The sequence below is a fragment of the Streptomyces sp. NPDC058964 genome (assembly GCF_042741275.1).
Classification (GTDB): domain Bacteria; phylum Actinomycetota; class Actinomycetes; order Streptomycetales; family Streptomycetaceae; genus Streptomyces.
In genome coordinates this window covers 13,180-25,549 of record NZ_JBHYKH010000071.1, presented here as the reverse complement: position 1 = coordinate 25,549, position 12,370 = coordinate 13,180, and the positions used below count along the sequence as shown (strand labels likewise).

The window sequence follows — 12,370 nt, the reverse complement described above, 5'->3', positions numbered from 1 at the left end:
GCGAGTTGCGCCCGCCGGTCCTGGTCACGGAATAGAGGGCCCCGGCACAGATGAGTCCAGCGCACCACCCGGCTCCCCGCACGAGCCCCCGCTTCCGCGCCTTCACACCCCGTGATCTGGACGGACTGCTCCAGCAACGAGTGTCCCTGACGCCCGCCGACCGGCTCGCCCTGCGTGCGGTGGCCGCCGTCCTGCCGTTCCGCACGAACAGCTATGTCGTCGACGAGCTGATCGACTGGTCGGCCGTGCCCGAGGACCCGGTCTTCCGGCTGACCTTCCCGCAGTCCGGGATGCTGCCCGCGCCCGACCTGCGCCGGATGGCCGATCTGCTCGCCCGAGGGGCGCCCGGGGCGGAGGTCCAGCGCGCGGCCCACGAGATCCGGATGCGGCTCAACCCGCACCCCTCGGGCCAGCTCGACGCCAACGTCCCCGTGCACGGGGGCCGCCGGCTCACGGGCCTCCAGCACAAGTACCCCGAGACGGTGCTGGTCTTCCCGCGCCAGGGCCAGACCTGCCACGCCTACTGCACCTACTGCTTCCGCTGGCCGCAGTTCGTCGGCGAGGCCGATCTGCGCATCGCCACCGACGACATCGCCGCCACGACCGCCTATCTGCGCTCCCGGCCGCAGGTCTCCAGCGCCCTGATCACGGGTGGCGACCCGCTGGTGATGAGCACGGACGTGCTGTGCCGCTACGTCGAGCCGCTCCTCGGGATCGACACGATCCGCTCGGTGCGGCTCGGCACCAAGTCGCTCGCCTTCTGGCCGTACCGCTTCACCACCGACCGGGACGCCGACGACCTGCTGCGGCTGTTCGAGAAGGTCGTGGCGAGCGGCCGTCACCTCGCGCTGATGGCCCACTTCACGCATCCGCAGGAGCTCCGTCCGCCTGTGGTGCGCGACGCGATGCGCCGGGTGCGCGACACCGGGGCGGTGATCCGCTGTCAGGGCCCGCTGGTGGCGGGGATCAACGACAGCGCGGACGCCTGGGCCGAGCTGTGGGAGGAGACGACCACGCTGGGCGCGGTGCCGTACTACCAGTTCGTGGAGCGCGACACCGGCCCGCAGGGCTATTTCGCGGTGCCGCTGGCCCGCGGTCACCAGATCTTCCGCGACGCCCACGCCCGCGTCTCCGGCCTCGCCCGCACCGTCCGCGGCCCGGTCATGTCGGCGATGCCCGGCAAGGTCTGCGTGGACGGCGTCGCCGAGGTGGCGGGCGAGAAGGTCTTCGTCCTGCACCTGATCCAGGCCCGCGACCCCGAACTGGTCGACCGCCCGTTCTTCGCCGCGTACGACGAGGGCGCGACCTGGTTCACGGACCTGAAGCCCGCGTTCGGCTCCGCGCGGTTCTTGCCGGGGCTGGAGGCGGGGTGACCGACGGTCGGCGTCGGTGCCGGCCCTGCTGGGGGCTGCGCCCCCAGACCCCGCCGCATCGGCCTGAACGGCCTCGTCCTCAAGCTCCCCCAAGGTCCTCAAGCTCCCCCAAGCTCTTCGAGCAGGGGGTACCCCCACGGGCTGGCTGTGGTGCGGACCGGTCCTCGTCCTCGGGCCGCAGCAGTACGTACACCAGCCCGCCCACGGCCCCCGACAGCACAAAGCTGCAGTCCACCCCGCCCGTCAGCGACAGCAGCGGCCCCTCGTACGACGGCAGGGACACCGCCAGCAGGCCGACCCCTGCCCCCAGTGCCCAGGACACCGTCGCCCGAACGTTCCAGCCCGCCCGGTACCAGTAGATCCCGCCCCGGGAGCGGCGGTTGAAGACCTGGAGCGCGTCGGCGTCGTACCTGCCGCGGCAGCGTACGAAGCCGATGAGGGTGATGACCGCCCACGGCGTGCCGATCGCCGTCAGCAGCAGGACGAAGGACGTCATCGCGGACTGCGCGTTCCAGGCGTAGTGCCCGACGAAGACGCAGGCGGTGGCGACCACGGCCACCGTGCAGGTGGCCCGCGCCCGGGAGGCGCGCGTCAGGATCGCGTCCAGGTCCAGGCCCATGGAGTACAGCATCAGACCGGCGTTGCCGACCGAGCCCGCGGAGGCCGAGAGCAGGAGCGGGATCAGGTACCAGGTGGGGGAGGCGGCCACCAGCGGGCCCGCGTAGTCGAGGGCCGCTTGGGCCGCGTACGCCGTGAAGGTGCCGAAGAGCTGCGGGACCAGCAGGCCCAGGACCAGGCCGAGCCAGGTGGCGTGCAGGACCCGGCGGGAGGAGTGCCGGGCGGGGGAGATGTAGCGGGTGTAGTCGCCGAGGAGCGTGATGAAGGCGACGGGGCCGGAGAGACCCGCGGCCACCGCCGCCAGGCCCCAGGTCGGCCAGAAGCCGCCGAGCAGGCAGCCGCCCGTCTCCGGCAGCGCGGACGTGGTGAAGCGCGGGGCGTAGGCGATCACGCCGAGCGCCAGCAGGGCCGTCATGACGATCGCGAGGACACGGGACATGGCGAGCAGGACCCGGTAGCCGTACACCGCGCCCGCGACCGTCGCCGCGGCGAGCAGCCCGTAGACGAGGGCGTACGCCATCCCGTCCGACGGCAGGCCGAACAGCCGGCCCAGCACGCTCACCATCACGTCCCCGCCGATCCACACGGTCAGTGCGGTGTAGCCGAGGGCCAGCAGCAGGCCGACCACCGAGCCGACCAGGCGGCCGCGCACCCCGAACTGGGCGCCGGAGGAGGTGGAGAGGTTCGTCGCCGTGCGCAGGGAGACCAACGCGAGCGGGGCCGTGAACACCGTGCCGGCCACCGTGCCCGCCACGATCGAGCTCACCGAGGCCCACCAGCCCAGCCCGAAGGAGGGCGGCAGCCAGCCGAAGATGATCACACCCAGGCAGAGGTTGGACCCCAGCAGGATCGATACGAGGTCGCGCGGACCGCTGGTCCGTTCCTCGTCCGGGATGGTGTCGACTCCGCGCTGTTCTATCGGCATGGCTGGTCTCCTTCGACGGCCGCCTGACGGTTTGAGCGACTGTTTGAGCGACGTTCAATGTGACGTGACCCTTGTTCATCCGTCAATGCTTCTGTTTCGAAGGAGCTGTGTTTAGAGTGTTGCTCTAAATGAGTGGAAGCAAGGAGGTGCCGCGTCGTGAGACTGACCCCCACGGAACGTGACCGGCTGCTGCTCTTCGGAGCGGCCGAGCTGGCCCGCGCCCGCCGCGCCCGCGGCCTGAGGCTGAACGTGCCGGAGGCGACCGCGCTGATCGCGGACACGGTCTGCGAGGCCGCCCGGGACGGCGTCAGGCTCGCCGAGGCCATCGAGCGCGCCCGCGCGGTCCTCGGCCCGGCCGACGTGCTGCCGGGCGTCGCCGACGTCGTCACCGAGGTGCACGTCGAGGCCGTCTTCGACGACGGCTCACGGCTCGCGGTCGTCGGCGACCCGATCGGCGGCGGGCTGGGCGAGCACGGTCCGGGCGCGCTGCTCCCCGGGCCCGAGCGCCCCGAGCCGGAGCCCGCGGTCCGGCTGACGGTCGCCAACACCGCGACCGTGCCCGTCTCCGTCACCTCCCACTTCCACTTCTTCGAGGCCAACCCGCGGCTCGACTTCGACCGTCCGGCCGCCTACGGCATGCGGCTGGCCGTGCCCGCCGGCTCGTCCGTGCGGTTCGGGCCGGGTGAGTCGCTGGAGGTGGGCCTCGTGCCGATCGGCGGCGCACGCGTCGCCGTCGGCTTCGCCGGTCTCGTCGACGGACCGCTGGACGCGCCCGGCGCCCGCGAGGAGGCGCTGCGCCGTGCCGCCGCCTGCGGCTACCTCGGCGTACCGGAAACCCCTGACCAGGAGGCCGAGCGATGAGCCGCCCCGGAGGCCACCCCGCCGAGGCCCGCCGCCTCACCCCGTACGAGTACGCCGCCACCCACGGCCCCCGCGCCGGCGACCGCGTCCGCCTCGGTGACTCCGGGCTGACGATCAGGGTCGAGTCGGACTCGCAGGCGTACGGGGACGAGTTCCTCGCCGGGTTCGGCAAGACCGCCCGCGACGGGCTGCACCTCAAGGCCGCCGCCGTCCGCGAGACCTGCGACGTGGTGATCAGCAACGTCGTCGTGATCGACGCGGCGCAGGGCGTCCGCAAGGTCTCGATCGGGATCCGGGAGGGCCGGATCTGCGCCGTCGGGCGCGCCGGGAACCCCGACACCCTCGACGGGGTGGACGTCGTCGTCGGCACGGGCACCTCGATCGTGTCCGGCGAGGGACTGATCGCCACCGCCGGTGCCGTCGACACGCACGTCCACCTGCTGTCCCCGCGCGTCATGGAGGCCTCGCTGGCCTCCGGGGTGACCACGATCATCGGGCAGGAGTTCGGGCCGGTGTGGGGCGTCGGCGTCAATTCGCCCTGGGCGCTGCGGCACGCGTTCAGCGCGTTCGACGCCTGGCCGGTCAACATCGGCTTCCTGGGCCGCGGCTCGTCGTCCCACGCGGCGCCCCTCGTCGAGGCCCTCGCCGAGGGCGGCGCGTCCGGCTTCAAGGTGCACGAGGACATGGGCGCCCACACCCGCGCCCTGGACACCGCCCTGCGCGTCGCGGAGGAGCACGACGTCCAGGTCGCCCTGCACAGCGACGGGCTGAACGAGTGCCTGTCGGTCGAGGACACCCTCAGGGTGCTGGAGGGCCGCACGATCCACGCCTTCCACATCGAGGGCTGCGGCGGCGGGCACGTGCCGAACGTGCTGAAGATGGCGGGAGTCCCGAACGTCATCGGCTCCTCGACCAACCCCACCCTCCCCTTCGGCCGGGACGCGGTCGCCGAGCACTACGGCATGATCGTCTCCGTCCACGACCTGAAGACCGACCTGCCCGGCGACGCCGCCATGGCCCGCGACCGCATCCGCGCCGGGACCATGGGCGCCGAGGACGTACTGCACGACCTGGGCGCGATCGGCATCACCTCGTCCGACGCGCAGGGCATGGGCCGGGCGGGGGAGACCGTCCGCCGCACCTTCGCGATGGCCGGGAAGATGAAGGCCCAGTTCGGCGCACCCGAGGACCACGACAACGAGCGGGTCCTGCGCTACATGGCCAAGCTCACCATCAACCCGGCCATCGCCCACGGCCTGGCGCACGAGGTCGGCTCCATCGAGGTCGGCAAGCTGGCCGACATCGTGCTGTGGCGCCCGGAGTTCTTCGGCGCCAAGCCGCAACTCGTCCTCAAGGCGGGCTTCCCGGCGTACGGCGTGACCGGCGACCCCAACGCGGCCACCGACACCTGTGAACCGCTCGTCATGGGCCCGCAGTTCGGCGCGCACGGTGCCACGCCCGCCGACATCTCCGTCGCCTTCGTCGCCCGGGCCGCCCTGGACCAGGGCAACGACTCGATGCCGACGCGCAGAAGGAGGGTCGCGGTCCGCGGCACCCGCGGCATCGGTCCCGCCGACCTGCGGCTGAACTCGCGCACCGGAGCCGTCGACGTGGACCGGCGCACCGGACTGGTCACCCTCGACGGCGACCCGATCGGTTCGGACCCCGCCGACTCGGTCTCCCTCAACCGCCTCTACTTCCTGTGACCTCCGCGCACGCCGCGACGACCCCCACGGACAAGGACCCGCACATGAACACCCCCGCCGCCGACGGCTTCCGCATGCCCGCCGAGTGGACGCCGCACGAGCGCACCTGGATGGCGTGGCCGGGCCCGAACCCCACCTTCGAGGACCCCGGCGACCTCGCCGCCTCCCGCGCCGCCTGGGCGTCGGTCGCCCGTGCCGTGCGCCGCTTCGAGCCGGTGACGGTGGTGTGCGGCCCCGGACAGTCCGCCGAGGCCCGCGCCCTGCTCGGCCCGGACGTCGACACCGTCGAGCGCGACCTCGACGACGCCTGGATGCGCGACATCGGCCCCACGTTCCTGACCGACGGCAACGGCCGGCTGGCCGCCGTGGACTGGACGTTCAACGGCTGGGGCGCCCAGAGCTGGGCCCGCTGGGAGCACGACGCGAAGATCGCCTCGTACGTCTCCGGCCTCGCGAGGGCGAAGGCGTACGCCTCGGAGCTGGTCAACGAGGGCGGGGCGATCCATGTCGACGGCGAGGGGACCGTGCTGCTCACCGAGACGGTCCAGCTCGGCCCCGAGCGCAATCCGCACTGGTCGAGGGAGGAGGTCGAGGCCGAGATCCACGCACACCTCGGCACCCGCAAGGCGATCTGGCTGCCCCGCGGCCTCACCGGGGACTACCCCCCGCACGGCTTCGGCACCCTCGGGCACGTCGACATCGTCGCCGCGTTCGCCCGCCCCGGCGTCGTGGTCGCCCACCACCAGCCGGACCCGGCGCACCCCGACCACGAGGTCACCAAGGAGGTCATCGGCATCCTGCGCTCCCAGACCGACGCGCGCGGCCGCCGTCTGGAGGTCGTCGAGGTGGCCGCGCCGGCCGTCCTGGAGGCCGACGGCCACTGGGCCGACTACTCCTACATCAACCACTACCTGTGCAACGGCGGCGTCGTTTTGTGCGCCTTCGACGACCCGCGCGACGAGATCGCGGCCGGGATCTTCGGCCGTCTCTTCCCGGAGCGGACGGTGACGCCGGTGGACGCCCGTACGATCTTCTCCGGTGGCGGTGGCATCCACTGCATCACCCAGCAGCAGCCCAGGATCTAGGAGTCGGCAATGGCCGGTGCGGCACGAGCGCGGAGGAACGCGCCGCCGCGCGAGGAGGTGCTCGCCGCCGCCATGGGAATGATCGCCGAGCGCGGTCTGGAGAAGCTCACCATGGCGGCGCTGGGCCGCGAGGTCGGCATGAGCAGCGGCCATCTCCTGTACTACTTCCGCTCCAAGGACGAGCTGCTGCTCCAGGCCCTGGAGTGGAGCGAGGGCAGGCTGGGTGCCGAGCGAGGCCGGCTGCTCACCCGCACGGCCCCCGCCCGCGAGCGCCTCGACGCCTATGTCGACCTGTACGTCCCCGAGGGCCACCGCGACCCGCACTGGACACTGTGGCTGGAGGTGTGGAACCGCTCGCAGAACGCCGACGACGACGCCCGCGACCGCCAGGCCGCCATCGAGGGCGCCTGGCACCGCGACCTCGTCGCCCTCGTCGCCGAGGGCATCTCGCGCGGCGAGTTCCGCCCCGTCGACGCCGACCGCTTCGCCGCCCGGCTGCGCGCCCTGCTCGACGGCTTCTCCATCCACGTCGCGGTCGGGCTGCGCGGCACGGACCGCGGGCAGATCCTCACCCACGTACGGGAGTTCCTGGACGACTCGCTCGGACGGCCGGGGCCCGCGGACCGCTGATCACCCGTCCGGGTTGTGCGTAATCAGGCCGATTGACCCGGGCTTCCCGGTGCGGTTGCATCCGACCGAGCCCTCGGCGAGGGGCCGGGGGAACAGGGGATGACGTGATTCCGGGGGACCATGGCCACTGTGGGGAGCCGGGGCCAGACGGGGCGGGTCCGCGTCAGCGACCTCGACTCGGGCGGGACCCGCAGGGTGGACGGCGACGCGTAACGGCTCGGCCGGCCTCGGCTGTCCGAGGACGGGCGGCGGGTGGTCCTCGGCTCCACCTCGCTCGCCGACGGGACGCACACCGCCCGCCCGGTGGACCTGCGCACCGGGCGGATACGGCGATCGGCCCCGGGGGCGCCGCCGCGCTCGCCGCCGACGGCACCGCACGGCACGTCCTGCTCCCCGAGGGCGGCGCGCCGACCCTGCTGGACGTCCGCACCGGTGACCGCCGCCCCGTGGCCCCACCGGCCTCGCCGGCCCGGCGCGGTCTCCCGGGACGGCCGCGCGGTGGTCTTCCTCTCCACGGCCGGCGACCTGGTCCCGGACGGCACGAGCGGAGTCCCGGACATCTTCTTCGTACGTACCGCATCCTGAGACAACCGGTGAGCCGGAGGCGGGGCTGTGCCAGACTGCCTCCGTGCTCTCGTTCGCCACGATTATTGGCAGCAGGCGCGCCGGTCCGCAGTGACCACCACGTACGACCAGGTACGGGTGGCCACCGTCGTCCTCGACCCGCGCGCAGACCTCTCGCACCCGCGAGGGGTTTTTTCGTTTTCCTGGCCCACCTTCAGCCGGGGGCGGAGCGCGAGGGAGTATGGAGGGACGGTGGAGCCGGTCATTCCGGTAAGACCGAGATTCAACACAGGAGCCTTGAGACCATGACCGCAACCAGCGAGCTCGACGATTCGTTCCACGTCTTCGACACCACGCTGCGCGACGGCGCGCAGCGCGAGGGCATCAACCTCACCGTCGCGGACAAGCTCGCCATCGCACGGCACCTGGACGACTTCGGCGTGGGCTTCATCGAGGGCGGCTGGCCGGGCGCCAACCCACGGGACACCGAGTTCTTCGCCCGCGCCCAGCAGGAGATCGACTTCAGGAACGCCCGGCTGGTCGCCTTCGGCGCCACCCGCCGGGCGGGCGCGAAGGCGTCGGACGACCCGCAGGTCAGGGCGCTGCTGGAGTCCGGCGCCCCGGTGATCACCCTGGTCGCCAAGTCGCACGACCGGCACGTGGAACTGGCACTGCGCACCACGCTCGACGAGAACCTGGAGATGGTCCGCGACACCGTCTCCTACCTGCGCGAGCAGGGCCGTCGTGTCTTCGTGGACTGCGAGCACTTCTTCGACGGCTACCGGGCGAACCCGGAGTACGCGAAGGCGGTCGTCCGGGCGGCCTCGGAAGCCGGCGCGGACGTGGTCGTCCTGTGCGACACCAACGGCGGCATGCTCCCCGCGCAGGTCCAGGCGGTCGTCTCGACCGTCCTCGCCGACACCGGCGCCCGGCTCGGCATCCACGCCCAGGACGACACCGGCTGCGCGGTGGCCAACACCCTCGCGGCGGTGGACGCGGGCGCCACCCATGTGCAGTGCACGGCGAACGGCTACGGCGAGCGCGTCGGCAACGCCAACCTCTTCCCCGTGGTCGCGGCCCTGGAGCTGAAGTACGGCAAGAAGGTCCTGCCGGACGGTCACCTGCGGGAGATGACCCGCATCTCGCACGCCATCGCCGAGGTCGTGAACCTCACGCCCTCCACCCACCAGCCGTACGTGGGCGTGTCCGCCTTCGCCCACAAGGCGGGCCTGCACGCCTCCGCGATCAAGGTCGACCCGGATCTGTACCAGCACATCGACCCCGAACAGGTCGGCAACACCATGCGGATGCTGGTCTCCGACATGGCGGGCCGCGCCTCGGTCGAGCTCAAGGGCAAGGAGCTCGGCATCGAACTGGGCGGCGACCGCGAGCTGGTCGGCCGGGTGGTCGAGCGGGTCAAGGAGCGCGAGCTCGAGGGCTACACCTACGAGGCGGCGGACGCGAGCTTCGAACTGCTGCTGCGCGAGGAGGTCGAGGGCAAGCCGCTCAAGTACTTCGAGGTCGAGTCCTGGCGCGCCATCGTCGAGGACCGCCCCGACGGCACCCACGCCAACGAGGCCACGGTCAAGCTCTGGGCCAAGAGCGAGCGCATCGTCGCCACGGCGGAGGGCAACGGCCCGGTCAACGCCCTGGACCGTGCTCTGCGTGTCGCCCTGGAGAAGATCTACCCCCAGCTGGCCAAGCTCGAGCTCGTCGACTACAAGGTCCGCATCCTCGAGGGCAAGCACGGCACCCAGTCCACCACCCGGGTCCTCATCTCCACGTCCGACGGCGCGGGCGAGTGGTCCACGGTCGGCGTGGCGGAGAACGTGATCGCGGCCTCGTGGCAGGCTCTGGAGGACGCGTACGCGTACGGCCTCCTGCGGGCCGGTGTCGAGCCCGCCGAGTAGCGGACGCTCAGCAGGAGTCCTCGGCGAGTCTCTCGAACTCGCCGAGGCTCATCGCCCGGTCGTCGGCCCAGACCCGGCCGGGCTTCAGGCCTGCGATGTCCTCGGCGGAGAACCCGACGATCCCGTTGTAGGAGTCGCCGGTGACGTAGTGGCCGAAGGCCAGCGTGTACCGGTGCCCCGGGAGCAGCCGCCGTTCGCCCCGGTGCCGGGCCTTCCAGGCGGCCGGCGGCGAGAACAGCGGGAAGTCGGCGTCCCCGCTCAGTTCCTCCTTCCGCACGTCCCACCCCGTGGTGACCGGCCCGTCCCCGGCACCCGCCGCCCACCCGTCGAGCGAGGGCGTGCGGTAACCGTCGTCCCCGCACGGCCGGATCAGTGCGTACGGCACCCCGTCCGCCCCCATCCGAACCCCGGCGAGCGGCAGATCCACCGCGGCGCACCCGCTGAGCAGCAGCACCCCGGCGACGACACCCACCGCCGCCACCCCGGCCCGTTTCATGTCCCGCCCCCTCACGGGCGGGACACGGCCCGCCCTACTGCAAGTGCCACTTCTGGTTGGCGGCCCCCGTGCACGACCAGATCTGTGCCCGTGCCCCGTTCGCCGACGAGTTGTCCGTCACGTCGAGGCACTTGTCCGCCGCCGTGTTGACGATGTCACCGGTCGAAGAGCTGTACGACCACCGTTGCGCACCGGTCCCGTTGCAGTCGTACAACTGCACCTTCGCCCCGTCGGAGGTCGAACCCGACGTCACGTCCAGGCACTTGCCGAGCGCCTGGACCGAACCGTCGGCCGCCACGGTCCACTGCTGCGCCGTGGTCCCGTTGCAGTCGTAGAGCTGCACGGGCGTGCCGTTGGCGCTCGAACCGCTCGCGACGTCCAGGCACTTGCCCGCGAGCCCGACGAGGGTCCCGGTCCGCGCGCCGCCGCCGGACTGCGTGCCCGACCAGGTGAAGGTGGCCGACGTCTTGCCGGGCAGTGAGTAAGTCGCGTGCTGCGAACCCCAGTCGACGGTGACCGTCTTCGCGGCGGACGCGTCGTTGTAGGCGATCAGCGCCTTCGAGCCGTCCGGGTTGCGCCAGGCCACGTTGGGCACGGACGACGACGCCGTGGACGCGATCCGCTGCGCCCCCGGCCGTACGAACTTCGTCAGGTGCCCCATGGTGTAGTACTCGACCGTGTAGTCGACGGTCCCGCTCTGCCCGTCCCCGTCGTGCACGGTGACCAGACCGGTGCAGGTGCCGCAACCCCCGTTGTGCGGGCCCTTGTTCTGGTCCACCGCCAGCGACCACTTCGTCACCGACCTGGCCCAGTTCCGGGTGTAGTCGACGATGTTGAGCATGTCCTCGCGCTGCTGGTTGGCGATCCAGGTGCCGCCCGAGTGCTCGGTGCCGAAGGCGTCGAGCGAGGGGTACTTGTCGTGGACGGCCGTCTGCTCGGCGATGTCCCCGCCGTAGCCGTGCCAGGCGATCCCGCCGAAGTTCGGGTGGTTGCGGACCGCCGCGTCGTCCACCGTCTGCGCGGCGTAGGAGTCGTACACGTCCCAGTTCCAGTCGTGCGCCAGCACCTTGGTGCTCAGCCCCGCCGCCTGCAGCTTCGGCAGCAGCTCGCTCTTCGTGAAGTAGGCCAGCCCGCTCGCGTTCCAGCTCATCGAGGGATAGCCCGAGCAGCAGGTCGGTTCGTTCTGCGCAGTCACGTACGACACGGGGATTCCCTGGTCGCGGTAGGCCTGGAGGTACCTCACGAAGTACGAGGCGTACGACCCGTAGTCCTCCGCCTTCAGCCAGCCCCCGTTGAGCGAGCCGCTGTCCTTCATCCATGCCGGTGCCGTCCAGGGCGAGGCCATCACCGTCAGGGACGGGTTCAGCTGGAGCGCCTGCTTCGTCAGCGGGACGACGTCCGCGAGGTCGTGCGCGATCGAGAACCTCGCCAGCGAGGCGTCCGTCTGGCCGGCCGGCACGTCGTCGTACGTGTACCCGTACCGCGCCAGGTCCGAGGCGCCCATCGGGTTGCGCAGGAACGACAGCCCGATCCCGTCCGCCGGAGAGAACAGCTTCCGCATGGTCGCGTCCCGCGTCGCCCGGGACAGCGCCCCGCTGCTGTTCATCAGCCAGGCCGCGGTGTCCGTGAAGGACGCCCCGCCCCCGGTGAAGGTCTGGTAGCGGGTGTTCTCGTCGACGGTGATGTTCTCGCCGCCGCCTCCGGTGCCGGACTGGAAGGCGAACGGAGTCTGCGCCTGGAGCCCGCGGACCACATGACGTCCGGCGTCGTCGTCGGTGGTGGTCAGCCAGACGGCGACCTGCTCGCCGGCCGCGTGCGCGGGGGGCACGGCCGCGGTGAAGCCCGCCGCGGTGAGCAGCCCGGCGAGGAGCAGCCGGAGGGTGTGGGGGGTTCTTCTCATGGACACATCGCCCTTCCTGACGGAACGTCTTGACGGGTGAGCGAGCCGTTAGTTAACTCACGACGTGATCTAAGTCATGAGTGAACTGTGAGAGCCCTGAGTGAACCAGAGAGCCGAGGGAAGGTCCATGCCAAGAACCGCCCTGCTCGTCTCCACCGCCCTGCTCGCCGCCCTGGTGCCCCTGTCGTGGGCGCGCGGCGACGGCGACCCGGCACCGACCCCGGGCGACCCCGGCGAGGGCGAGCTCCCCTGGGCCCGCCACCCCGCCGAGGGGGGCGACCCGGGGGGGTGCCTCCGCCCCG

General features: G+C 72.0%; 10 protein-coding genes. 7 read left to right on the top strand and 3 right to left on the bottom strand.

Annotated elements, in window-relative coordinates:
* Nucleotides 1–50 precede the first annotated feature (50 nt).
* Nucleotides 51–1,373 (top strand): KamA family radical SAM protein, encoded by a 1,323-nt coding sequence (locus ACFW2E_RS12260; RefSeq protein ID WP_384465381.1) that lies wholly within the window; start codon nt 51–53, stop codon nt 1,371–1,373.
* 79 nt (nt 1,374–1,452) lie between these two features.
* On the opposite strand, the gene ACFW2E_RS12255 is transcribed toward ACFW2E_RS12260, so the two are convergent.
* The gene (locus tag ACFW2E_RS12255) at nt 1,453–2,916 is read right to left on the bottom strand and encodes a cytosine permease (protein ID WP_384465378.1); all 1,464 of its coding nucleotides are present in this window, start codon (nt 2,914–2,916) and stop codon (nt 1,453–1,455) included.
* A gap of 156 nt (nt 2,917–3,072) precedes the next feature.
* On the opposite strand from ACFW2E_RS12255, the gene ureA reads away from it, so the two are divergent.
* The 6 genes from ureA to cimA all read left to right on the top strand — a co-directional run bounded on the left by ureA (nt 3,073) and on the right by cimA (nt 9,672).
* Nucleotides 3,073–3,777 carry an urease subunit gamma gene (gene ureA, locus ACFW2E_RS12250; protein WP_384465375.1) on the top strand — a complete coding sequence of 235 codons (705 nt, stop codon included), beginning with the start codon at nt 3,073–3,075 and terminating at the stop codon, nt 3,775–3,777.
* Nucleotides 3,774–5,483 (top strand): urease subunit alpha, encoded by a 1,710-nt coding sequence (locus tag ACFW2E_RS12245; protein ID WP_384465372.1) that lies wholly within the window; start codon nt 3,774–3,776, stop codon nt 5,481–5,483. The genes ureA and ACFW2E_RS12245 overlap by 4 nt, the downstream gene beginning before the upstream one ends.
* 44 nt (nt 5,484–5,527) lie before the next feature.
* Nucleotides 5,528–6,568, top strand: a complete 1,041-nt coding sequence (locus ACFW2E_RS12240) for an agmatine/peptidylarginine deiminase (RefSeq protein WP_384465369.1) — start codon at nt 5,528–5,530, stop codon at nt 6,566–6,568.
* A 9-nt stretch (nt 6,569–6,577) separates the two neighbouring features.
* Nucleotides 6,578–7,198 carry a TetR/AcrR family transcriptional regulator gene (locus ACFW2E_RS12235; RefSeq protein WP_384465366.1) on the top strand — a complete coding sequence of 207 codons (621 nt, stop codon included), beginning with the start codon at nt 6,578–6,580 and terminating at the stop codon, nt 7,196–7,198.
* Nucleotides 7,199–7,450: 252 nt separating this feature from the next.
* Nucleotides 7,451–7,783, top strand: a complete 333-nt coding sequence (locus ACFW2E_RS12230; RefSeq protein ID WP_384465363.1) for a hypothetical protein — start codon at nt 7,451–7,453, stop codon at nt 7,781–7,783.
* A gap of 284 nt (nt 7,784–8,067) precedes the next feature.
* Entirely contained in the window at nt 8,068–9,672 is a 1,605-nt protein-coding gene (gene cimA, locus ACFW2E_RS12225; RefSeq protein ID WP_384465360.1) for a citramalate synthase, read from the top strand.
* Between the two features lie 7 nt (nt 9,673–9,679).
* On the opposite strand, the gene ACFW2E_RS12220 is transcribed toward cimA, so the two are convergent.
* Together ACFW2E_RS12220 and ACFW2E_RS12215 are read right to left on the bottom strand one after the other, a co-directional pair.
* Nucleotides 9,680–10,168: a hypothetical protein gene (locus ACFW2E_RS12220; protein WP_384465357.1), complete on the bottom strand. Its 489-nt coding sequence runs from the start codon at nt 10,166–10,168 to the stop codon at nt 9,680–9,682.
* A 34-nt stretch (nt 10,169–10,202) separates the two neighbouring features.
* Nucleotides 10,203–12,068, bottom strand: a complete 1,866-nt coding sequence (locus ACFW2E_RS12215) for a lectin (RefSeq protein ID WP_384465355.1) — start codon at nt 12,066–12,068, stop codon at nt 10,203–10,205.
* Nucleotides 12,069–12,370 lie beyond the last annotated feature (302 nt).

What these genes read in the sequence shown, in the direction of transcription:
- ACFW2E_RS12260 (WP_384465381.1), top strand. Translation starts at nt 51, where the DNA reads ATGAGTCCAGCGCACCACCCGGCTCCCCGCACGAGCCCCCGCTTCCGC.
- ACFW2E_RS12255 (WP_384465378.1), bottom strand. Translation starts at nt 2,916, where the DNA reads ATGCCGATAGAACAGCGCGGAGTCGACACCATCCCGGACGAGGAACGG.
- ACFW2E_RS12245 (WP_384465372.1), top strand. Translation starts at nt 3,774, where the DNA reads ATGAGCCGCCCCGGAGGCCACCCCGCCGAGGCCCGCCGCCTCACCCCG.
- ACFW2E_RS12240 (WP_384465369.1), top strand. Translation starts at nt 5,528, where the DNA reads ATGAACACCCCCGCCGCCGACGGCTTCCGCATGCCCGCCGAGTGGACG.
- ACFW2E_RS12235 (WP_384465366.1), top strand. Translation starts at nt 6,578, where the DNA reads ATGGCCGGTGCGGCACGAGCGCGGAGGAACGCGCCGCCGCGCGAGGAG.
- cimA (WP_384465360.1), top strand. Translation starts at nt 8,068, where the DNA reads ATGACCGCAACCAGCGAGCTCGACGATTCGTTCCACGTCTTCGACACC.
- ACFW2E_RS12220 (WP_384465357.1), bottom strand. Translation starts at nt 10,168, where the DNA reads ATGAAACGGGCCGGGGTGGCGGCGGTGGGTGTCGTCGCCGGGGTGCTG.
- ACFW2E_RS12215 (WP_384465355.1), bottom strand. Translation starts at nt 12,068, where the DNA reads ATGAGAAGAACCCCCCACACCCTCCGGCTGCTCCTCGCCGGGCTGCTC.